Below are 21,672 nucleotides of genomic sequence, written 5' to 3'. Positions count from 1 at the left end.
CTGGATTGAGGCTGGCCTCGCGTTGTTGTACGATGACATACGAGAACTGTCCCTCGCAGGTGCAATGATCCTATGGTCCGCCCCCGCGGCCGGGCATCACCCTTCCCCACACCCCACCCGCGCCGGCCGTCCCCGGCGCGCGCTTATCTCGGAGATATGCATGAACCTCACCGGATCCATGTTGATCGGCGCTTCGGCCGTGCGCGGCAGCGGCCGCGACCTGTACGCCATCGACCCGGCCCGCGGCGTCAAGCTGGAGCCCGCCTTCCCCGCGGGCACGCGCGACGACGTGGAACGCGCCGCCTCCCTGGCGCAGGCCGCCTTCGACACCTACCGCAACGTTCCGCTGGAAACCCGCGCCAAATTCCTCGAAACGATCGCCGAGAACATCCTGGCGCTGGGCGATGCGCTGATCGAGCGCACCCATCTGGAAACCGGCCTGCCCCTGGCCCGCCTGCAGGGCGAGCGCGCCCGCACGGTCGGTCAACTGCGCCTGTTCGCCCGCGTGGTGCGCGACGGCTACTTCCTCGACGCCACCATCGACCCCGCCCAGCCGGAGCGCCAGCCGCTGCCGCGCGTGGACCTGCGCCTGGCCAACGTTCCGCTGGGCCCGGTCGTGGTCTTCGGCGCCAGCAACTTCCCGCTGGCCTTCTCGGTCGCCGGCGGCGACACCGCCTCCGCCCTGGCCGCCGGCTGCCCCGTCATCGTCAAGGCGCACAACGCGCACCCGGGCACCGCCGAAATGGTGGGCCGCGCCATCCAGCAGGCCGTGGCCACGCATGGCCTGCCCGAAGGCACGTTCTCGCTGCTGTTCGGCGCCGGCAATGAAATCGGCACGGCGCTGGCGGAGCACCCCGCCGTCAAGGCCATCGGCTTCACCGGTTCGCGCCGTGGCGGCCTGGCCCTGCTGGCCGCGGCCAATGCGCGTCCCGAGCCGATCCCGGTCTACGCCGAGATGTCCAGCATCAATCCCGTCTTCCTGTTGCCGGCCGCGCTGTCGGCGCGCGCCGACGCCATCGCCCAGGGCTTCGTCGACTCCCTGGTGATGGGCGTCGGCCAGTTCTGCACCAACCCCGGCCTGGTGATCGGCATCGAAGGCCCGGACCTCGAACGCTTCCGCCAAGCTGCCGCCAAGGCGGTGGAAGCCAAGGGCGCGGCCACCATGCTCACCCCCGGGATTTTCTCCGCCTACGCCGACGGCGAAGCCGCCCTCGCCGGCAATGCGTGCGTGAAGACGCTGGGCCGGGGCGCCGCGTCCGATCCGGCCGCCAGCGCCGCGGGTCCGGTGGTGTTCGGCACCGATGCCGACCGTTTCCTGAAGCACCGTGAACTGGAAGCGGAAGTCTTCGGCCCCGCGTCCCTCGTGGTCGCCTGCAAGGACCAGGCGCAGGTGCGCGAGGTCGCGGAACACCTGGAAGGCCAGTTGACGGCCACCTTGTTCCTGGACGCCGCCGACGAGGCCGACGCCCGCGCGCTGCTGCCGGTGCTGGAACGCAAGGCCGGCCGTATCCTGGCCAACGGCTATCCCACCGGCGTGGAAGTCAGCCACGCCATGGTCCACGGCGGCCCCTTCCCCGCCACGTCCAACGCGGCCACCACGTCGGTCGGCGCCACCGCCATCCGCCGCTTCCTGCGCCCGGTCTGCTACCAGAACCTGCCGGACGCGCTGCTGCCCGACTGGATCAAGCAAGCCAATCCGCTGGGACTGACCCGCCTGGTGGACGGCACGCTGACCCCGGCCGCGTAACGTCCCGGTTCCGGGACCGGCCGCCCCCCCGGCCCCGGTCCCGGCCGGGTGGCGTCTGCGCCGCCTGCCCCCTGGCGCACGCGTCCGGCCATGAAACGCGCGGCCCGGCGTCCCTTTCCCACAACGGAAAACGGCACATGGCCAGGAACAAGGAATTCAGCGGTTCCTTTCCGCCCAAGTATGTTGTACGATGACATACATCAATGACTGCCAGCGTCATTGAAAAGAACACCGGCCAGGGCCGCAAGGACCGGCCACCCGGGGCAGCGATCCTGCCCCAACGAACACCGGGGCTTGCAACCGGGCTTTTATTTCACTGCTTCCTTTTCCACTTCCAGACGGATTCCATCATGACCACGCCGCAGGAACTCAAAACCATCGTCTCGGACGGCCTGCTGTCCTTCCCGGTTACCGACTTCGACAAGAACGGTGACTTCAACGCCAAGTCGTATGCCGCCCGCCTGGAATGGCTGGCCCCCTACGGCGCGACGGCGCTGTTCGCGGCCGGCGGCACGGGCGAGTTCTTCTCCCTGGCGCCCCAGGAATACTCGGACGTGATCCGCACGGCCGTGCAAACCTGCGATGGCAAGGTCCCCATCCTGGCCGGCGCCGGCGGTCCTACCCGCACCGCCATCCAGTACGCGCAGGAAGCCGAGCGCCAGGGCGCCAAGGGCGTGCTGCTGCTGCCGCACTACCTGACCGAAGCCTCGCAGGACGGCATCGCCGCCCACGTCGAGCAGGTCTGCAAATCGGTCAAGATCGGCGTGATCGTCTACAACCGCGCCAACTCGCGCCTGGGCGCCGCCCACCTGCAACGCCTGGCCGACAAGTGCCCCAACCTGATCGGTTTCAAGGACGGCGTGGGCGACATCGAAGCCATGGTGAGCATCCGCCGCAAGATGGGCGACCGCTTCTCCTACCTGGGCGGCCTGCCCACCGCTGAAGTCTATGCCGCCGCCTATCGCGCGCTGGGCGTGCCGGTCTACTCGTCGGCCGTCTTCAACTTCATCCCGAAGACCGCGATGGCGTTCTACAAAGCCCTGTCGAGCGGCGATGACGCGACCTGCAACAAGCTGCTGGACGAGTTCTTCCTGCCCTATCTGGAAATCCGCAACCGCAAGGCGGGCTACGCCGTCAGCATCGTCAAGGCCGGCGCCAAGCTGGTAGGCCATGACGCGGGCCCCGTGCGCGCGCCGCTGACGGACCTGACCGGCGAAGAAGAGGAAATGCTCGGCGCCCTGATCAAGAAGCTGGGTCCACAGTAAATCAAGCCGGGGCGCGGCGGTCGCACGCCCCCGGCGCGCTGGCAGGGGCATGGCTCCCGCCATCCTGCGGGCACCGCCCCCGGTACCCGCGCCAGCGCGGCAAGGCCGTCCCCTGGGGGACGGCGCCAGCGCAGTAAGGCCGTCGTCCCCGGGGACGGCGCCAGCACAGTAAGGCCGTCCCCCCCAGGGGACGGCCTTGTGCATCCTGGGCATGCGCTAACAACCAAGTTGACCGACATGTCTGCGGGTAGACCTGTATGTTGTCATACAGTACCTGGCGTTATTATCTCGCCTGTACCCCGACCGGCGCCGGCGTCCGCGCCCGTATCCGCCCCACCCACGCTCCCCGGCGCCGCGATTCGCGGCGTCCAAGAAACATCGCCCATGGAAAAGCCCTCCCGCCCGCGCTCACGCCTCACGGATGTCGTCATCGAGGCATTGAGCAAGCGCCTTGAAGACCGCACCTACCGGTCGGGGGACAAGCTGCCCTCCGAGCACGCCCTCTGCGAGGAATTCCAGGTCAGCCGCACCGTCGTGCGCGAAGCGGTGGCGTCCATGCGCCTGAGCGGGCAGTTGGTGAGCAAGCCAGGAATAGGCGTGTTCGTGACGGAAGACCGCGAAAAGCCCATCGACTTCGTGGTGGAACCCGCGGCCACCGACGCGCGCTGGGCGCTGCACATCATGGAATTGCGCGCCGGGCTGGAAATCGAGGCCTGTGGACTGGCGGCGGAACGTCGTTCCGCCGCCGAACTCAGCGCCATCGTCGAGGCCTTTGACGATTTCAACCGGGCTTCGCGCGATATGGAGGCCGCGGTCAAGGCGGATTTCGCCTTCCACCTGGCCATCGCACGCGCCTCCAACAACCCCCACTTCCCGTCCCTCCTGCAGGCCGCGGTGGGCGACGTGATGCTGGACCTGAACATCAAGCACGGCGGCAAGACGCCCGACGAGCTGGAACTGTACGAGGCGCGCAACGCGGTGGAGCACGAGGCCATACTCACCGCCATCATGCGGCGCGACCCGGGCGCCGCGCGCGCGGCCATGTCGCGCCACCTGGGCGACAGTATCGCCCGCTACCGCAAGCTGCTGTCGCAACCGGCCGCCGACCCGCGCCGCTGAACGGCATCGCCGGGGCCCGCGCGCACGGCGCCGGGTTCCGGTCCAGGGAAGCGCGCCTGGCAGGAATTCGGGTAATTCCTGATTACATACTTGTATGATGGCTGCCATCATATAAATGATGAGCGAGCAAGACCAGGGAGTGCCCGCAATGACCGGCATTCCCTTTTTTGCGCCTGCCCACTCCGTCGCACGGGAAAGAAGGGTGCCAGGGACGTATCGCCCCGCACCGCCGCCCCGGGCGATGCACCTGTCATACAACCAGCCGTATCCATTCCTCCTCGGGAGATCAGTTCCATGCGTAAGTTTCTGAGCACCGCCCTGGCGGCAGGCCTGCTGTGCGTCGCGGGCGCCGCCCATGCCGGCACCACCTTCGACGCCGTGAAGAAAAAAGGCTTCGTGCAGTGCGGTTTCGCCGGCATTCCGGGCTTTTCCGTGCTGGACAGCAAGGGGGAATGGACCGGCATCGACGTGGACATGTGCCGCGCCGTCGCCGCCGCGATGTTCGGCGATGCCTCCAAGGTCAAGGGCAACGTGCTGACCGCGCAGGCCAAGTTCACCGCCCTGCAATCCGGCGAAATCGACATGCTCTCGCGCAACACCACCCTCACCCTGACGCGCGACACCACGCTGGGCCTGATCGGCGTGGGCGTGAACTTCTATGACGCCCAAGGCGTGCTGGTGCGCAAGTCGCTGGGCGCAAAGAGCGTCAAGGACCTGGACGGCGCCACCATCTGCGTGCAGCCCGGCACCACCACCGAACTGAACCTGGCCGACTATTTCCGCGGCAACAAGATCAGCTTCAAGCCGGTGCTGGTCGAGAACTACGACGAAAACTTCCGCCTGCTGGAATCGGGCCGCTGCGACGCCTACACCAACGACAAGTCCAACACTGCCGCCAACATGCGCACCCGCCTGGCCAAGCCCGACGAGTGGGAAATCCTGCCGGAGAACCTGTCCAAGGAACCGCTGGGTCCCATGGTGCGCCAGGGCGACGAGCAATGGTTCAACCTGGTGCGCTGGACGCTGAACGTCATGATCGAAGCCGAGGAATACGGCATTACCTCGAAGAACGTCGACGAAATGCTCAAGAGCAGCAACCCGAACGTGCAACGCATCCTGGGCGTGACGCCGGGCATGGGCAAGAACCTGGGCGTGGACGACAAGTGGGCGTACAACATCATCAAGCAGGTCGGCAACTATGGCGAAAGCTATGACCACGCCATGGGCAAGGACAGCCCGCTGAAGCTGGACCGCGGCCTGAACCGCCTGTGGACGCAGGGCGGCATCATGTACGGCTGGCCCGTCCGTTAATTCGCAACACACCATGGCCGCCCAGCTACCCGCGGGCGGCCATCTTCGTTTTACGCCCCGCCTCACCTCCCTCCGCATCACCATGAACAGCATCGTCAACGCCCGCCTGAAACAGATCAAACCCTCCCCCAGCATGGCCGCCAAGATCGTCGTCGACGAACTCCGCCGCGAAGGCCGCGAGATCGCCGACTTCACGCTGGGCGAACCCGATATGAACACGCCCGCGCACATCGCGCGGGCCGGCCAGGAAGCCATCGCGCGCGGCGATATCCGCTATACCAGCCCGAACGGCACGCCGGGCCTGCGCAAGGCCATCATCGCCTACCTGGCGGGCAGCCTGGGCGCGCAATACGGCCTGGACCAGATCGCCGTCGGCGCGGGAGCGAAGCAGATCATCGGCGCCGCGCTGACCGCCAGCCTGGAGGCGGGCGACGAGGTCATCGTGCCGGCGCCGTTCTGGGTCTCGTATCCGGACATGGTGCTGCTGGCCGAAGGCAAGCCGGTCATCGTCCAGTGCCCCGAGTCGCAGCAATTCAAGCTGACGCCGGCCAGCCTGGAAGCCGCCATCACGCCGCGCACGCGCTGGCTGATCCTGAATTCGCCCAGCAACCCCAGCGGCGCGGTCTACAGCCAGGCCGAAATGCGCGGCCTGACCGAAGTGCTGCTGCGCCACCCCCAGGTCTGGATCCTCAGCGATGAAATCTACGCGCCCTTCTGCTACAGCGGCGAGCCCTTCGCATCGCCCGTACAGGTGGAGCCCCAGCTGCAATCGCGCACCCTGGTCGTCAACGGCATGTCCAAGGCCTACGCCATGACCGGCTGGCGCGTGGGCTACGGCGCCGGCCCGGTCGAGTTGATCAAGGCCATGAATACCGTGATCTCGCAAAGCACCAGCTGCGCCAGCGCCATCTCGCAGGCCGCCGCCCAGGCCGCGCTGGAAGGCGACCAGTCCAGCGTCGGCGAAATGGTTGCCCTCTTCAAGCAGCGCCGCGACCTGATCGTGCGCCGTCTGAACGAAATCCCCGGCATCTCCTGCGCCACGCCCGACGGCGCGTTCTACGTCTACGCCAACGTCGGCGGCCTGATCGGCCGCCACGGCCCCGCCGGCGAGATCAAGAACGACCTGGACGCCAGCCTCTTCTTCCTGCGCGAAGCCGGCGTGGCGGTGATCGACGGCGGCTCCTACGGCCTGTCGCCCTATGTCCGTTTCTCCTTCGCCACGTCGACGCAGACCATCGAGCAGGGCATGGACCGCCTGGCCGCCGCTGTCGGCAAATTGATGGCGGGCTGAAACGTGAGCACGAAATCCGTTTCCGCCCCCGTCCCGGGGGCGCGACGCCGGCTGTCCTGGAACGACCCCGGCGTGCGCGCCGTGGCCTACCAGGTGCTGGCCGTCGCGGCGGTGGGCCTGGTCATCTGGTTCCTGGTCAGCAACACGCTGCACAACCTGGCGGCCCGCAACATCGCCACCGGCTTCGGCTTCCTGTGGCGCGAGGCAGGCTTCGCCATTGGCGAGACCCTGATCGACTACGGTCCGGCCAATTCCTATGGCCGCGCCATCGTCGTCGGCCTGGTCAACACGCTGCGCGTCGCGCTCATCGCCCTGGTGCTGTCCACCTTGCTGGGCATTCTCATCGGCATCGCGCGGCTGTCCAGGAACTGGCTGATCAACCGCCTGGCCTCGGTCTACGTCGAAGTCATGCGCAACGTGCCGCTGTTGATACAGCTCTTCTTCTGGTACGCGGTGATCACGGAAAACATGCCGGCGCCGCGCCTGGCCCTGCATCCCTTGCCCGGCGTCTTCATCTCCAACCGCGGGCTGAAGCTGCCGGCGCTGCAAGGCGACGCCCTGGACTGGATGCTGTGGGGGCTCGCGCTGGCGATCGTCGCCATCGTCGGCCTGCACCGCTGGGGCGCAAGACGCCAGGACGCCACCGGCAAGGTCTTCCCGCTGGGCCGCGCCGCGCTGGGCCTGGTCGTCTGCCTGCCGGCGCTGGGCTGGCTGGCCAGCGGCGCATCGCTGACGCTGGACATGCCCGTGCTCAAGGGCTTCAACTTCCAGGGCGGCATGACCTTGACGCCGGAATTCGCGGCGCTGCTGGCGGGCCTTACGATCTACACCTCGGCCTTCATCGCCGAAGTGGTGCGCTCGGGCATCCAGGCGGTCAACCACGGCCAGACGGAGGCCGCCAGCTCGCTGGGCCTGCGCCGCGGCCTGGTGTTGCGCCTGGTGGTGCTGCCGCAAGCCTTGCGCGTGATCATCCCGCCCATGACCAGCCAGTACCTGAACCTGACCAAGAACAGCTCGCTGGCGGTGGCCATCGGCTATCCGGACATCGTGTCGGTGGTCAACACCACGCTGAACCAGACCGGCCAGGCCATCGAGGGCATTCTCATCATCATGGCCGCCTACCTGACGGTCAGCCTGTCGATCTCGATTTTCATGAACTGGTACAACAAGCGCATCGCGCTGGTGGAGCGTTGATATGAATGCCTCGATATCATCCCGCGCCGCCGAACTGCCGCCGCCGGCGACGCAATCGGGCGCCTGGGCCTGGCTGCGCGCCCGGCTGTTCTCGTCGCCCGGCAATATCCTGCTGACCGTGATCCTGGCGTGGCTGGTGCTCATGGCCATCCCCGCGCTGGTCGAATGGGCCTTCGTGAAATCCAGCGTGCACGCGGCCAATGCGATGGAATGCCGCGCCGCCGGCGGCGCGTGCTGGGCCTTCATCGTGGAGAAGCATCGCCTCATTCTGTTCGGCACCTATCCCTACGACGAACAATGGCGTCCCCTGCTGGCCACGCTCATCCTCATCGCCGTCATCGTCATGAGCGGCATGCGCCGTTTCTGGAACCGCGGGCTGGCCGTCATCTGGACGGTGGGCCTGGTCGCGGTGGCCGTGCTGATGTGGGGCGGCGTGCTGGGCCTGACGCCGGTGGAAGACGGTCGCTGGGGCGGCCTGCCGCTGACGCTGATCCTGGCCACCTTCGGCATTGCCTTCGCCTTTCCCATCGGCGTGTTGCTGGCGCTGGGACGGCGGTCGAAGATGCCGGCGATCAAGGCCATGTGCGTCGTGTACATCGAGTTGATCCGCGGCGTGCCGCTGATCAGCCTGCTGTTCATGTCGTCCGTGATGCTGCCGCTGTTCCTGCCGGAAGGCTTCTCCATCGACAAGCTGCTGCGCGCGCAGATCGCCATCATCCTGTTCGCCGCGGCCTATATCGCGGAGACCGTGCGGGGCGGGCTGCAGGCCATTCCGAAAGGGCAGTACGAGGGCGCCGATTCGCTGGGCCTGACCTACTGGCAGCAGATGCGCAAGATCATCCTGCCGCAGGCGTTGAAGATCGTCATCCCGCCGCTGGTCAGCATCTTCATCGCGCTGTTCAAGGATACGTCGCTGGTGGTGATCATCGGCATCTTCGACCTGACGCTGGCGGCCAAGGCCGCGCTGTCGGACGCCGCCTGGCGCGGCTTCGGGGTCGAGGCCTACCTGTTCATCTCGCTGATCTACTTCGTGTTCTGCTACGCGATGTCGCGCTACAGCCAGGCGCTGGAGCGGCGCCTCGCCACCGGCCACGCGCGTTGAAAAGTCCAATCGGTGGCCAAATCGGTGGCCAAATCGTTGGCCAAATCGTTGGCCAAATCGGCGGCTCGGGACAGCCTCGCGCCCCTGGTCCGCCGCTGGTTAGAATTCCGCCGGGCGCGCGTCGCGCCCGGCTCCAAAATACAGGAGCACCGGCATGTCCAATGCCATCATCCGCCTGCAAGGCGTCAACAAGTGGTATGGCCAGTTCCACGTCCTGCGCAACGTCAACCTCGACGTCGCGCCGGGCGAGCGCATCGTCATCTGCGGCCCGTCGGGGTCGGGCAAGTCGACGATGATCCGCTGCATCAACCGGCTGGAAGAACACCAGCAGGGCCAGATCGTCGTCGACGGCACCGAGTTGACCAACGACCTGAAGAATATCGAGACCATCCGCCGCGACGTCGGCATGGTGTTCCAGCACTTCAACCTGTTCCCCCACCTGACGGTGCTGGAGAATCTGACGCTGGGCCCGGTGTGGGTGCTGAAGAAGTCCAAGGCCGAGGCCGAGGCCACCGCCATGAAGTACCTGGAACGCGTGCGCATCCCGGACCAGGCGAAGAAATTCCCGGGCCAGCTCTCCGGCGGCCAGCAGCAACGCGTGGCCATCGCGCGGTCGCTGTGCATGAATCCCAAGGTCATGCTGTTCGACGAGCCGACCTCGGCGCTGGATCCGGAAATGGTGAAGGAAGTGCTGGACGTGATGGTGACGCTGGCCCAGGAAAGCGGCATGACCATGCTGTGCGTGACCCACGAAATGGGCTTCGCGCGCAAGGTGGCCAATCGCGTCATCTTCATGGACCGCGGCGAGATCATAGAGCAGAATGCCCCCGACGCGTTCTTCGATAATCCGCGGAACGAGCGCACCAGGCTCTTCCTGAGCCAGATCCTGCATTAAGGCGCAGGGGTGCCGCGGCATCCCTTCACCGGCCCGGCAGCGGCGCCGCGCCGATACGTTTCCACATCGCCTCGGCGGCCGCCGACAGGCTGCGGCCACGCTGGCGGATGCGATAGATCGGCCGGTAGGCGCCGGGGTCGGAGATAGGCACGGCGGCCAGTTCCGGCCGCGAGCACAAGGCCAGCGCGAAGCGCGGCACGATGCTGATGCCAAAGCCGGCGGCCACCAGGCCGGCCAGCGAGCCGAACTGCGCAACCTCCAGCCCGCTATCGCGGATGCCGGCGGCAGCCAGCAGCGGCCGCGTGTAGTGCCATACGCTGCCGAATCGCGTGGTTTGCACGGCCACTCGCCCGGCCAGGTCCTTCAAGGCGATCGAACGTCGCCGCGCCACCGGATCGTCGCGGTGACACAGCAGGTGAAAGGGCTCGTTGAACAACAAGGCCGATTCGAATTCCAGGTCGCTGCCCGGCACCGCGTTCAATGCGAAATCCACGTCGCCGGCGGCGATCAGGTCCAGGCTCTGCTCCGAGATCGCGTCATGCACGCGCAGGACGATGCCCGGATGATCGCGGCGGAACGCCGCCAGCAGTCGCGGCAGCCAGTCGGAACACAGGGACGGCGGCGCGGCGATCGCCACCTGCCCCTCGTTCAAGAGCGCCTGGTTGCGTATCGCCGACAGCGATGCCTGCAGCTCGGTCTGCATGCGGCGGGCGCCCACCAGGAAGATCTGGCCTTCGGAGGTCAGGCTGACATTGCGTGTGTCGCGATCGAACAGTCGCGCACCGACCAGTTCCTCCAACCGCGCGATGGACTGGCTGAATGCCGACGCGGATACATTGCATCGCTGCGCCGCGACGGCGAACTTGCCTGTCTCCGCCAATGCGATGAAGGCGTCGAGCAATCGTCCCGAAATATTCATGCCAGTCGTTTATCCTGTTTTTCTAAATAATTCTTCGGATAAATCGATTTTACTTATCTCCCGCCCTCCAGCAAGCTAGGCGTCCGTCCAGCAGTCACGAACCAGCAGTCACGAACCAGCAGTCGTCGAACGATGCCGGACGGGACACCCCGATAAACAGGGTAGCCATAGCAGGAGACGCCATGGAAGAACTCTACGTGGGATGCGGCGCCGGTTTCTCCGGCGACAGGCTGGACGCGCCCGGCCCGGTCGTGGATACGCTGATCGGCCTGCCCGGACGCAGGTTCATGATGTTCGAATGCCTGGCCGAGCGCACGCTGGCCTTCGCGCAGATCGCACGCCGCGCGAACCCCGGCCTCGGGTACGAGGCCCTGCTGGTCCCCTTGCTGCGCCCCATCCTGGCCGCCTGCGTGGAGCACGGCATCACGCTGGTCGGCAACTTCGGCGCCGCCAACCCGCCCGGCGCCGCGCGCGCCATCGCGGCGCTGGCGGCCGAACTGGGCCTGGCGCCGCCACGCATCGCGGTACTGGAAGGCGACGACATGACACGCGGCGAGGGCGGCCCCGCCCTGCTGCGGCGCCTGGTCGGACCACGCTATGACGCCGATCCCTTCGTCAGCGCCAACGTCTACCAAGGTGCGTTCCAGATCGCCGCCGCCATCCATGCCGGCGCGCAGATCGTGGTCGCCGGCCGCGTCGCCGACCCGTCGCTGACGCTGGGCCCCGCCATCGCGCACCATGGCTGGCGGTGGGACGACTGGGACCTGCTGGCCGGCGGCACCATGGCCGGCCACCTTCTCGAATGCGCCGCCCAGGTGACGGGGGGCTATTACGCGGACCCCGGCCGCAAGGATGTCGCCGGCATGGACAACGTGGGCTTTCCCATCGCACGCATCGCGGCGGACGGCACCTGCGTGATCGGCAAGGCCGCGGGCACTGGCGGCGCGGTCAACGCGCGCACGGTCAAGGAGCAATTGCTGTACGAGGTCCACGACCCTGCCGCGTACCTGACGCCCGACGTGGTCGCGGACATCAGCGAGGCCACCGTCGACGAGATCGGACCGGATGAAGTGCGCCTGGCGGGCGTGCGCGGTCATGAGCGTCCTCCCACGTTGAAGGCAGCGGCCTTCTTCGAGGGCGGCTGGATGGGAGACGCGGAAATTTCCTACGCGGGCCCCAATGCCGAAGGGCGCGCCCGCCTGGCCATGGACATCCTGCGCAAGCGGCTGGGCGGCGACCTGGTCCTGCGCTTCGATCTCATCGGCGTATGCAGCATCCTCGGTGACGACGCCGGCCGCATGCTGGCCGCCACCCCGGCCGGCAAGGCGACCGACGTGCGCCTGCGCGTGGCGACGCGGCACGCCGACGTGGCATGGATAGACCGCCTGCACCGCGAAGTGACGGCCTTGTGGACAGGCGGACCGGCCGGCGGCGGAGGGGTGAAGACCAGCAAGCGACAGCGGCTGGAAATGGTCAACTTCATGGTCCCGCGCGAACTTGCGCCGGCGACCTTCCACTTCCATGATCCGGAGGCGGCGCAATGATCGACACGGCAACGGCAAGCGCAACAGCGACCACGCCACAGGCGGCGACGACAACGGCAAGCGGCCACTCCTGGCCGGCGTCCACTCCCCTTTATGACCTGGCGCACGCCCGCACGGGCGACAAAGGCAATCATTCGAACATCAGCCTGATCGCCTATCGCGGGGAGGACTACGAACTGCTGGTCCGCCACGTTACCCCCGAGCGCGTCGCCGCCCACTTCGCCCATCGGCGCCCGCGCGCGGTGCACCGCTATCTCCTGCCGCGCCTGGGCGCCATGAACTTCGTGCTGGAGGACGTGCTGGACGGCGGCGTCAATGACTCGCTGGACCTGGACCTGCATGGGAAGTCGCTGTCCTTCCATTTGCTGGCCATGCCGCTAATCGCCTCGCCTGCCTGACCCGCCTCACCCGACTTACCTGCATCGCCCGCCGCACCCGCCTGACCGACGACCCGGGCCGCCCCCCGGCAAGAATCAATATAACGAGGAGACAACCATGCTGCGCAGAGCCCTGCTTGCCGCCATCGCGGCGACGTCCGTGTTGGGCGCCGCCGCCGGCGCCGCTTCCCCCTATCCCGACCGCCCCATCCGTATCCTGGTCCCCTTCCCGGCCGGCAGCGCCACCGACCAGCTGGCCCGCCTGGTCAGCGGCGAGATGCAGAAGATCCTGGGCCAGCCCCTGATCATCGACAACCGGCCTGGCGCCCAGGGCATCATCGCGGTGGACGCTTTGACCACCAGCAAGCCGGATGGCTACACGCTGATGATCAGCGCCAACACGGCCATCGCCGCCAACGTCAGCCTGTTCAAGAAGCTGCCATACGATCCGCGCAAGGACTTCACGCCCGTCGCCGGCCTGGGCGCCAACCTGCTGGTGCTGATGGTGCGCCAGGATTTCCCCGCCCGGGACACGCGCGAATTCATCGCCTACGTCAAGCAGCACCCGGGCAAGCTGTCGGCCGGCTACGGTTCGTCCAGCTCCCAGGTCTCGCTGGCGATGCTGGCATCGAAGGCGGGACTGGACGTGCTGGCGGTGCCTTACAAGGGCATTCCCGATGCCGTCACGGACGTGCTGGGCGGCACGCTGGACTTCACCTTCGTCGACGCGGCCAATGCCCTGGCGCAAGCCAAGGGCGGCCGCCTGCGCGCCATCGCCACCACCGCCAAGGACCACAGCCCGTTGACACCGGACTGGCCGTCGCTGGCGCAGGAAATCCCGGATTTTGACATCACCGCCTGGTTCGCCATGGTCGGCCCCGCGGGAATGTCCAGGGATGTCGTGCAGAAGCTGTCCGATGCCGCGCACAAGTCCCTGACGGACCCCGGCCTGGCCCGGCGCATGGTGGAAAGCGGCATCGCGCCCGCCTGGCAGGACCCCGCCACCCTGGCCCGCTTCATCGACGCGGAGATAGACAAGTGGGGCGCGCTGGTGAAGCAGGCGGGCATCCAGCCGCAATGAGCAGGCGGCATCCACGACACCAGCCGGAGCAAGCAAGATGACCGAGAAAGCGAAGACGAACCGGCCCATCATGGTCGTTACGGGCGGCGGCCGCGGCATAGGCGCGGCCATCGCGCGACAGGCCGCCCGCGCCGGCTACGCGGTCTGCGTCAACTATGTGCGTAACGGCGACGCCGCCGCCACGCTGTTGCGGGAAATCCTGAAGGAAGGCGGCGAGGCCATCGCGGTGCAGGCCGACGTCGGCGTCCAGCACGAAGCGACGCACCTCTTCGAGCAGACGGATGCCTTGCTGGGCCGCGTCGACGTGCTCGTCAACAATGCCGGCGTGCTGGGGAACTGCAGGGTCGCCGACATGGACGAGGCAGCGCTGGACAGCCTGTTCCGCGCGAATGTCTACAGCATGTTCTTCTGCGCGCGCGAGGCGGTCCGTCGCATGTCCACGCGCCTGGGGGGCCCCGGCGGGGTCATCGTCAACCTGTCGTCCGTCGCCTCGCGGCTGGGCGGCCTGCCCGGCGGCAGCCACTATGCGGCCAGCAAGGGCGCCATCGACACCTTTACGCTGGCGCTGGCCAAGGAAGTCGGCGCCGAAGGCATACGGGTCAACGCCCTGCGTCCCGGGCTCATCCATACGGACATCCACGAAATCCACGGCGGCGCCACGGCGGTGGACACCCTGGGCAGGACCACCCCGATGGGCCGGGCAGGCAGCGCCGACGAAGTCGCCGAGGCCGCCCTGTGGCTGGCCTCGGCGCAGGCGTCCTATGTGCACGGCGCCATACTGGACGTGGCGGGCGGCCGCTGAGCAGGGCCGCGCATGGTGGGAGGCCGGTCCGCGAATTGCTGACCGCAGCATGAAGATAACGAACCATCTTTACGTGCCGCCAACGGTCATCCGGCGGGCTACGGCGGTTATGATGGCTCGAAACCAACCTCCTCCCCACCAGCCATGTCCACCGACGACGCCCAGCCGCCGAAGAAAACGCCTGTCATTCCCAGCGACCTGCATTTCCCAGTGGTTGGAATCGGCGCGTCCGCGGGCGGAATCGAAGCGTTGAGGAAGTTTTTCGAGCACATGCCCGCCAGCCCCGGCATGGCCTTCGTCGTCGTGCTGCACCTGTCGCCCGAGCATGACAGCGTGCTGGACCGCATACTCCAGGCTTCCACGGACATGCCCGTGATCCAGGTGACCGACAGCATCGCCGTGCAAGCGGACCACGTCTATGTCATTCCGCCGGCAGCCAGCCTGGAAATGAATGACAGCTACCTCCGCACCAAGCCGATGAAGCGGCAGGGACATCCGGTAGCCATCGACCAATTTTTCCGCACCCTTGCCGACGTCCACAGGCAGCGCGCGGTGGGCATCGTGCTGACCGGCGGCGGCTCGGACGGCTCGGTCGGGCTGGCGCGCATCAAGGAGCGGGGCGGCATCACGATGGCGCAATTGCCGGAGGATGCGGCCTACGACAACATGCCGCGCAGCGCCATCGCCACCGGCGCGGTGGACATCATATTGCCCGTCGCCGACCTCCCCGACCGGCTGAGCAGCATCGCGGAGAACATGTCCCGCATACACATGCCGGCCCCCATCGGCCAGGTCCTGGACCCCGACGAGCAGAACCCGGACGCGGAAACCCCGGCCGAACGCAACGCATTGCGCGACATCCTGACCGTGCTGCGGGCACGCACCGGCCACGACTTCAAGCACTACAAGAAGGCGACGGTGCTGCGCCGCATCGAGCGCCGCATGCAGGTCACCGGCCTGCCCGACATGCCGGCCTATGCCACGCTGCTGCACGAGGACGCCGACGAAACGCCCAAGCTGCTCAACGACATGTTGATCGGCGTTACGCAATTCTTCCGCGACACGGACGCCTTCGAAATCCTGGAGAAGCGCGTTATCCTGAAATTGCTGGAAGATGGCAAGGGGGAATCGCCCGCGCCCCTGCGTACCTGGGTCGCCGGATGCTCCAGCGGAGAAGAAGCCTATTCCGTGGCGATGCTGCTCTGCGCGCATGCCGAAGCGATGGAGACGCCGCCGAAGATCCAGGTGTTCGCCACGGACATCGACGAAACTTCGCTGGCCATGGGAAGAGCCGGCGTCTATCCCAGCGCCATCGAGACCGATGTCTCGCCGGCCAGGCTGCAGGAGTTCTTTACCCGCGAGGGGGTGAACTACCGGGTCAAGAAGCAACTGCGCGAACGCGTGCTCTTCGCGCCGCACAATGTGCTGCGCGATCCGCCCTTCTCGAAGCTGGACCTGGTCAGCTGCCGCAACCTGCTCATCTACCTGGACCGCGAGGTGCAGGCCGATGTGCTGAGGATGTTCCATTTCGCGCTGAAGCCGGGCGGCTACCTGTTCCTCGGCAGCTCCGAATCCGCCGACGCCTGCGAGAACCTGTTTTCGGTCGTCGACAAGCGCTATCGCATCTACCAGGCGAAGAACACGGCCTCGCAGCACCGGCCAGTTCCCTTGCTGCCCCTGCCCGCTTCCGACCGCGTGCCGCTGACCACCGCGCCCGCCTTGGCCGTACGCGGACGCCGCGTTTCCTTCGCCGACATCCACCAGCAGGCGCTGGAGCAGTACGCGCCCCCCAGCGTCATCGTCGACCATGACTCCAACATCGTCCACATGTCGGAGCGCGCGGGCAGGTTCCTGCGCCATGTGGGCGGCGAACCCTCCCGCAACCTGACGGCGCTGGTCTATCCCGACTTGCGCATGGAACTGCGCACGGCCTTGTTCCAGGCGCTGCACTCGCGCAAGAGCGTGGAGGCCCGCCGCGTCGCGATGAAGCTTGGCGAACGCAGCGTCTACATCAATATGGTGGTGCGGCCCTTCCGCCATGAAGATACCAGCGGCGACTTCATGCTCGTGATCTTCGATGAAGTCGATGCGGTCATGAGCATCAACGAAGGCGATGGCGAAGCGAAGGTGCCGTCCAGCGTGCTGTCCCAGCTGGAAGCGGAGCTCCAGCGCACCAAGGAGCAATTGCAGTTGACGATGGAGCAATCCGAAACGTCGACGGAGGAGTTAAAGGCGTCGAACGAGGAACTGCAGGCCATCAATGAGGAGCTGCGCTCCACCACCGAAGAGCTGGAAACCGGGAAGGAAGAACTGCAGTCGGTCAATGAAGAGCTCATCACGGTAAACTCCGAGTTGAAGAGCAAGGTCGAGGAAACGGCCAAGATCAACGACGACCTGCAGAACCTGATCGCATCCTCCGACATCGCGACGGTCTTCGTCGACCGGTCCATGCGCATCAAGTGGTTCACGCCGCGCGCCACGGACATCTTCAGCGTCATCGCCAACGACGCGGGACGTTCGCTGCTGGACATCACCCATCGCCTGGAATATCCGGACCTGGCGCGCGACGCCGCCGCGGTCTTCGAGTCGCTGCAAACCATAGAGCGCGAAGTCCGCAGCGCCGACAACCGCTGGCACCTGGCCCGCCTGCTGCCCTATCGCAGCGCCGAGCATCGCATCGAAGGCGCCGTGCTGACCTTCATCGACGTGACCGATCGCCGCAATGCGGAAGCGCGCATCAATGCGATGGCCCAGAGCACCAAGGATTTCGCCATCATCACGATGTCGGAAGACGGCCGCATCGTCAGTTGGAACGCCGGCGCGCAGCTGATGTTCGGCTATACCGAAAGAGAGGCGCTGGGCAAGGACCTGTCCATCATCTTCACGCAGGCGGACATCGATGCCGGCGTTCCCGCGCGCGAACTTCGACGGGCCAGCGAGCATGGCTATGCCACCGACGAGCGCTGGCACCGCCGCAAGGACGGCACCCGCATTTTCTGCGTCGGCGGCGTCAATCCCATCGACGACCCCGTTGCACCAGGCTACGCCAAGATCGCCCGCGACATCACATCGCAGAAGCAGCTGGAAATGGACCAGGTCAACCGCCTGGAGAGCAGCCGCGCCGACAGTACGCTGAAGGACGAGTTCTTCGCCGTCATGTCGCACGAATTGAAGCATCCGCTGAACCTGATCCAGTTGAACGCGGAGCTGCTGTCCCGCATGCCCGAGGTGCGTGGGGGTCCCGCGGCCGCGCGCGCCGCCGACGCCATCCGGCGCGCCGTGCGCAGCCAGGCGCGCCGTGCGCAGCCAGGCGCGCATCATCGAGGACCTGCTGGACATCGCCCGCGCCCAGACAGGCAAGCTGAAACTGAACAAATCCATCGTCAGCCTGACCGCCACGGTGGACAGCATCGTCAACACATTGCAACCGACCCTGATCGACAGCGGCATCACGCTGTTGAAGGATTACGAACTCAACGACACGCTGTATATCGACGCCGATCCCGTGCGTGTCGAACAGATTGCGTGGAACCTGATCAATAACGGAATCAAGTTCACGCCCCCGGGCGGATCTGTGACGATAGGCCTTGCGCAGGACGAACGCATGGCGCGGCTGGTGGTGACGGACACGGGTGAAGGCATAGAGCCCGATTTCCTGCCACGCCTGTTTGAAATGTATAGCCAGGGCAAGACCCAGGACGGGCCGCAGAAACGGATGGGCCTGGGCATCGGCCTGGCGGTGGTGAACCAGTTGATCCAGGCGCACGGAGGCCACGTCCACGTGACGTCCGAAGGGAAAGGGAAAGGGGCGTCCTTCACCGTCTGGCTGCCCCTGGCGGCGCATGTCTACGGCCCGGCGTCGCAAGACGCGGACGAGGAGACAGGCGGCCAGCTGGAAGGCATCCGCATCCTGCTGGTGGACGACTCGCCCGAACTGCTGGACGCCTTCGGCGAATTGCTCAGCATGGAAGGCGCAAGGGTGCAGACCGCGAGTAGCGGCGAGCTGGGGCTGGAAGCCTTGGCCGAGGGTATTTTCGACATCGTGATTTCCGACATCGGCATGCCTGAAATGGACGGCTATGCCTTCATCGCGGCAATGCGGGCCGTGGGGCATTCGATGCCGGCGATCGCGCTGACGGGCTTCGGCGCGAAGAAGGACATCGACCAGGCTAAGTCCGCCGGCTTTGCCGCGCATGTAGGCAAGCCGGCGCCGCTGGACCAGATGATCTCCATTATCCAGAACATCCTGCGTGGAAATGAAGTGATGCAAGCCGAAGCGTCGGAGAGCCGCGACCCGGCAAAGGACGGCGAACCGAAGCCGTAGCGATGGCACCCGACGGGGTGCCCGGGTATATGATTTGCTGACCGCGCGGCTTCCACCGCGAAGGAGCGACGATGAAGCCTGATCATCCGGTCACCCGGCGCCAAATGCTCAAGACGTTGGGGGCGGGCCTGCCAGGCGCCACGCTGCTGGCCTTGGCGCCCGAGGCGCGGGCCCAGGCCCCCGCCGCCGATCCCTCCGCCACGACGGCCGCCGCGCCGCCCGCCGCCGCTCCCACCTGGAAATTCTTCAACGCCGAAGAGGCCGCCTTGATGGACGCCATCGCGGCGCGCCTGATACCCGCGGACGACCTCGGCCCGGGGGCCAAGGAGGCGGGCGTCACCGCCTTCATCGACGGACAGCTGGCCGGCGCCTGGGGCACGGGCGACCAGTTCTACCGCAACGGTCCTTACGCGCCAGGCACGCCGCAGCAAGGCTACCAGCTGTCCTATACGCCGGCGGAAATGTTCCGTACCGGGCTGGCGCGTTTCCGCGATGCCGTCGGCCGCGCCCACGGGGGCCAGGACTTCGCGGCCCTGGACGCGGCCGCCCAGGACGCGCTGCTCACCCGCATGCAGGCCGGCCAGCTGGATTTTTCGCCGCTGCCCGCGGCCATATTCTTCGCCGCCCTGCTGGACGCCACCATCGAAGGCTTCTTTTCCGATCCCATCCATGGCGGCAACCGCGACATGGTGGGCTGGAAGCTGGTCCAGTTCCCGGGCGCCTACGCCAGCTATTCCAATGACATCGAACGCCATGGCGTGGCGCTGGTGCGCGCGCCCGTCTCGATCGCCGACGGTCCGCGGCACGGCATGGACATGCAGGACATGCATGGTGCGTCGGGTGCGTCGGGCGCACACGGCACCGGCGCGCCGGCGCCCCGGGGCGCCGCGCCCTCCCCCGCCACCCGCCCCCAGACCAAGGAGCCGCGATGACCCGCACGCTGCCCGCCGTGGACGTCGCCATCATAGGGGGCGGCTGGACCGGCTCCATCATCGGCAAGGAGCTGGCCGCGAACGGCCAGAAGGTCGTGGTGCTGGAACGGGGCGAACCACGCTGGCCGTCGCCCGACTTCCAGGGACCGATGGTGCACGACGAATTGAAGTACACCCGCCGCCATGCCCTGCACCAGAACGCGGCCCAGGAAACCTACACCTTCCGCAACAACACCGGGCAGACCGCCCTGCCCATGCGGCGCTGGACTTTCGCCTATCCGGGCACGCACCTGGGCGGCGCGGGCAATCACTGGTCAGGCGCCTACTACCGCTTCGACGAGGTCGAGTTCCAGCTGCGCTCCCACTACACGCAGAAATACGGCGCCGGGATTTTCGAGGACGACATCACCGCGCAGGACTGGCCCGTGCGCTACGAGGAGCTGGAGCCCTACTACGACCGCTTCGACAAGCTCATCGGGGCATCCGGCTACGCCGGCAACCTGAAAGGGCAGAAGCAGGACGGCGGCAATCCCTTCGAGCCGTGGCGGTCCCAGCCCTATCCCAATCCGCCCATGAAAGTGCCTTATGCCCCGGCGCTGTTCGGCGAGGCGGCGCGCAAGCTGGGCTACCACCCCTACGTACAGCCGTCCGCGCTCTGTACGCGGCCCTACGTCAATCCGGAAGGCCTGCACATGAACGCCTGCGTCTACTGCGGCTTCTGTTCCAACTATGGCTGCGAGCACTTCGCCAAGGCATCGCCGCAGGTGTGCATCCTGCCGGTGGCCATGAAGCTGCCCAACTTCGAGATCCGCACGCGCACCCACGTGCTGCGCGTGGAGTTGGACAAGGACAGGAAGCGCGCCACCGGCGTGACCTATATCGACGAGTCGGGCCAGGAGGTATTCCAGCCCGCCGAGCTGGTGTTCCTGTGCGCGTTCAGCATCAACAATGTCCGCCTGCTGCTGTTGTCGGGCATCGGCAAGCCCTACGACCCCGCCAAGGGCGAAGGCGTGGTCGGCCGCAACTACACGCACCAGACGACGTCCGGCGTCGGCCTGTTCTTCGACGAGAACACGCCCATCAACCCCTTCATGGGCGCGGGCGCGGTGGCCGTGACCATGGACGATTTCTGCAGCGACAACTTCGACCATGGGCCGCACGGTTTCGTCGGCGGTGCATATATACAAATCCAGGTGGTGAGCGGCGCGCCCATCGGCAACCATCCAGTGCCGGCCGGCACGCCCAGCTGGGGCACGCAATGGAAGCAGGCGGTGCGCCGCTACTACAACCATTCCATTCCCATCACCATTACCGGATCGGCCCTGCCCACGCGCGGCAGCTACCTGGACCTGGACCCCACCTACAAGGACGCCTGGGGCCAGCCGCTGCTGCGCATCACCTACGATTTCCCCGACAACGATATCCGCATGTCGAAATTCGTCACGGAAAAGGGCGATGAAATCGGCAAGGCCATGCGCGGCGTCGTCAAGACCGAGCCCGCGCCGCGCACGCGGCCGTATTCGGCCGCCACCTACCAGTCGACGCACCTGACCGGCGGCGCCGCCATGGGCGCGGACCCGCGCACCAGCGTGGTCAACCGCTATGGCCAATGCTGGGACGTGCCCAACGTCTTCGTCACGGGCGCGTCCCTGTTCCCGCAGAACTCCTGCTACAACCCCACCGGCACCGTGGGCGCGACGGCGTACTGGATCGTCGACGCGATCAAGCGTGAATACCTGAAGGCGCCGGGCCCCCTGGTGCGAGTCTGA

The 21,672-nt window shown here is 66.8% G+C and carries 17 protein-coding genes; 16 read left to right on the top strand and 1 reads right to left on the bottom strand.

Annotated elements, in window-relative coordinates:
* The first annotated feature begins 160 nt into the window (after nucleotides 1-160).
* From C7R54_RS20965 to C7R54_RS20930, 8 genes are all read left to right on the top strand, one after another.
* On the top strand, nucleotides 161-1,747 hold the full coding sequence (locus tag C7R54_RS20965) for an aldehyde dehydrogenase (NADP(+)) (RefSeq protein WP_129152356.1): 1,587 nt from the start codon (nucleotides 161-163) through the stop codon (nucleotides 1,745-1,747).
* Nucleotides 1,748-2,097: 350 nt separating this feature from the next.
* Entirely contained in the window at nucleotides 2,098-3,012 is a 915-nt protein-coding gene (gene kdgD / locus C7R54_RS20960) for a 5-dehydro-4-deoxyglucarate dehydratase (protein ID WP_129152355.1), read from the top strand.
* 384 nt (nucleotides 3,013-3,396) lie between these two features.
* Nucleotides 3,397-4,131, top strand: coding sequence for a FadR/GntR family transcriptional regulator (locus C7R54_RS20955; protein ID WP_129152354.1), 735 nt, complete (start codon nucleotides 3,397-3,399; stop codon nucleotides 4,129-4,131).
* A gap of 294 nt (nucleotides 4,132-4,425) precedes the next feature.
* Nucleotides 4,426-5,442 (top strand): amino acid ABC transporter substrate-binding protein, encoded by a 1,017-nt coding sequence (locus C7R54_RS20950; RefSeq protein WP_129152353.1) that lies wholly within the window; start codon nucleotides 4,426-4,428, stop codon nucleotides 5,440-5,442.
* Between the two features lie 82 nt (nucleotides 5,443-5,524).
* A complete protein-coding gene (locus tag C7R54_RS20945; protein WP_129152476.1) occupies nucleotides 5,525-6,733 on the top strand; it encodes an aminotransferase class I/II-fold pyridoxal phosphate-dependent enzyme in 1,209 nt (402 codons plus the stop codon).
* Between the two features lie 3 nt (nucleotides 6,734-6,736).
* Nucleotides 6,737-7,927: an amino acid ABC transporter permease gene (locus C7R54_RS20940; RefSeq protein WP_129152352.1), complete on the top strand. Its 1,191-nt coding sequence runs from the start codon at nucleotides 6,737-6,739 to the stop codon at nucleotides 7,925-7,927.
* A gap of 1 nt (nucleotide 7,928) precedes the next feature.
* The gene (locus C7R54_RS20935) at nucleotides 7,929-9,029 is read left to right on the top strand and encodes an amino acid ABC transporter permease (RefSeq protein ID WP_129152351.1); all 1,101 of its coding nucleotides are present in this window, start codon (nucleotides 7,929-7,931) and stop codon (nucleotides 9,027-9,029) included.
* A 154-nt stretch (nucleotides 9,030-9,183) separates the two neighbouring features.
* On the top strand, nucleotides 9,184-9,924 hold the full coding sequence (locus C7R54_RS20930; protein ID WP_129152350.1) for an amino acid ABC transporter ATP-binding protein: 741 nt from the start codon (nucleotides 9,184-9,186) through the stop codon (nucleotides 9,922-9,924).
* Between the two features lie 25 nt (nucleotides 9,925-9,949).
* Here C7R54_RS20930 and C7R54_RS20925 read toward each other — a convergent pair whose 3' ends face one another.
* Nucleotides 9,950-10,843: a LysR family transcriptional regulator gene (locus C7R54_RS20925; protein WP_129152349.1), complete on the bottom strand. Its 894-nt coding sequence runs from the start codon at nucleotides 10,841-10,843 to the stop codon at nucleotides 9,950-9,952.
* Nucleotides 10,844-11,025: 182 nt separating this feature from the next.
* Here C7R54_RS20925 and C7R54_RS20920 point away from each other — a divergent pair, with 182 nt between their 5' ends.
* From C7R54_RS20920 to C7R54_RS20890, 8 genes are all read left to right on the top strand, one after another.
* Nucleotides 11,026-12,387, top strand: a complete 1,362-nt coding sequence (locus C7R54_RS20920) for an acyclic terpene utilization AtuA family protein (protein WP_129152348.1) — start codon at nucleotides 11,026-11,028, stop codon at nucleotides 12,385-12,387.
* Nucleotides 12,384-12,785, top strand: a complete 402-nt coding sequence (locus C7R54_RS20915; RefSeq protein ID WP_240039634.1) for an AtuA-related protein — start codon at nucleotides 12,384-12,386, stop codon at nucleotides 12,783-12,785. The genes C7R54_RS20920 and C7R54_RS20915 overlap by 4 nt, the downstream gene beginning before the upstream one ends.
* 97 nt (nucleotides 12,786-12,882) lie before the next feature.
* A complete protein-coding gene (locus tag C7R54_RS20910) occupies nucleotides 12,883-13,845 on the top strand; it encodes a Bug family tripartite tricarboxylate transporter substrate binding protein (protein ID WP_129152347.1) in 963 nt (320 codons plus the stop codon).
* 37 nt (nucleotides 13,846-13,882) lie between these two features.
* Entirely contained in the window at nucleotides 13,883-14,647 is a 765-nt protein-coding gene (locus C7R54_RS20905) for an SDR family oxidoreductase (RefSeq protein WP_204524364.1), read from the top strand.
* Between the two features lie 144 nt (nucleotides 14,648-14,791).
* Nucleotides 14,792-18,190, top strand: coding sequence for a chemotaxis protein CheB (locus tag C7R54_RS20900; protein ID WP_338026220.1), 3,399 nt, complete (start codon nucleotides 14,792-14,794; stop codon nucleotides 18,188-18,190).
* Nucleotides 18,153-18,971: an ATP-binding protein gene (locus C7R54_RS29440; RefSeq protein WP_338026224.1), complete on the top strand. Its 819-nt coding sequence runs from the start codon at nucleotides 18,153-18,155 to the stop codon at nucleotides 18,969-18,971. The genes C7R54_RS20900 and C7R54_RS29440 overlap by 38 nt, the downstream gene beginning before the upstream one ends.
* 71 nt (nucleotides 18,972-19,042) lie before the next feature.
* Entirely contained in the window at nucleotides 19,043-19,903 is an 861-nt protein-coding gene (locus C7R54_RS20895; RefSeq protein ID WP_129152346.1) for a gluconate 2-dehydrogenase subunit 3 family protein, read from the top strand.
* Nucleotides 19,900-21,672 (top strand): GMC family oxidoreductase, encoded by a 1,773-nt coding sequence (locus tag C7R54_RS20890; RefSeq protein WP_129152345.1) that lies wholly within the window; start codon nucleotides 19,900-19,902, stop codon nucleotides 21,670-21,672. The genes C7R54_RS20895 and C7R54_RS20890 overlap by 4 nt, the downstream gene beginning before the upstream one ends.

Origin of the sequence: Achromobacter aloeverae (assembly GCF_004121055.1) — a bacterium.
Lineage (GTDB): Bacteria > Pseudomonadota > Gammaproteobacteria > Burkholderiales > Burkholderiaceae_B > Bordetella_C > Bordetella_C aloeverae.
Note: the sequence above shows the minus strand (reverse complement) of the source record. Positions and strands in the feature narration are given on the sequence as shown.

What these genes read in the sequence shown, in the direction of transcription:
- C7R54_RS20965 (WP_129152356.1), top strand. Translation starts at nt 161, where the DNA reads ATGAACCTCACCGGATCCATGTTGATCGGCGCTTCGGCCGTGCGCGGC.
- kdgD (WP_129152355.1), top strand. Translation starts at nt 2,098, where the DNA reads ATGACCACGCCGCAGGAACTCAAAACCATCGTCTCGGACGGCCTGCTG.
- C7R54_RS20955 (WP_129152354.1), top strand. Translation starts at nt 3,397, where the DNA reads ATGGAAAAGCCCTCCCGCCCGCGCTCACGCCTCACGGATGTCGTCATC.
- C7R54_RS20950 (WP_129152353.1), top strand. Translation starts at nt 4,426, where the DNA reads ATGCGTAAGTTTCTGAGCACCGCCCTGGCGGCAGGCCTGCTGTGCGTC.
- C7R54_RS20945 (WP_129152476.1), top strand. Translation starts at nt 5,525, where the DNA reads ATGAACAGCATCGTCAACGCCCGCCTGAAACAGATCAAACCCTCCCCC.
- C7R54_RS20935 (WP_129152351.1), top strand. Translation starts at nt 7,929, where the DNA reads ATGAATGCCTCGATATCATCCCGCGCCGCCGAACTGCCGCCGCCGGCG.
- C7R54_RS20930 (WP_129152350.1), top strand. Translation starts at nt 9,184, where the DNA reads ATGTCCAATGCCATCATCCGCCTGCAAGGCGTCAACAAGTGGTATGGC.
- C7R54_RS20925 (WP_129152349.1), bottom strand. Translation starts at nt 10,843, where the DNA reads ATGAATATTTCGGGACGATTGCTCGACGCCTTCATCGCATTGGCGGAG.
- C7R54_RS20920 (WP_129152348.1), top strand. Translation starts at nt 11,026, where the DNA reads ATGGAAGAACTCTACGTGGGATGCGGCGCCGGTTTCTCCGGCGACAGG.
- C7R54_RS20915 (WP_240039634.1), top strand. Translation starts at nt 12,384, where the DNA reads ATGATCGACACGGCAACGGCAAGCGCAACAGCGACCACGCCACAGGCG.
- C7R54_RS20910 (WP_129152347.1), top strand. Translation starts at nt 12,883, where the DNA reads ATGCTGCGCAGAGCCCTGCTTGCCGCCATCGCGGCGACGTCCGTGTTG.
- C7R54_RS20905 (WP_204524364.1), top strand. Translation starts at nt 13,883, where the DNA reads ATGACCGAGAAAGCGAAGACGAACCGGCCCATCATGGTCGTTACGGGC.
- C7R54_RS20900 (WP_338026220.1), top strand. Translation starts at nt 14,792, where the DNA reads ATGTCCACCGACGACGCCCAGCCGCCGAAGAAAACGCCTGTCATTCCC.
- C7R54_RS20895 (WP_129152346.1), top strand. Translation starts at nt 19,043, where the DNA reads ATGAAGCCTGATCATCCGGTCACCCGGCGCCAAATGCTCAAGACGTTG.
- C7R54_RS20890 (WP_129152345.1), top strand. Translation starts at nt 19,900, where the DNA reads ATGACCCGCACGCTGCCCGCCGTGGACGTCGCCATCATAGGGGGCGGC.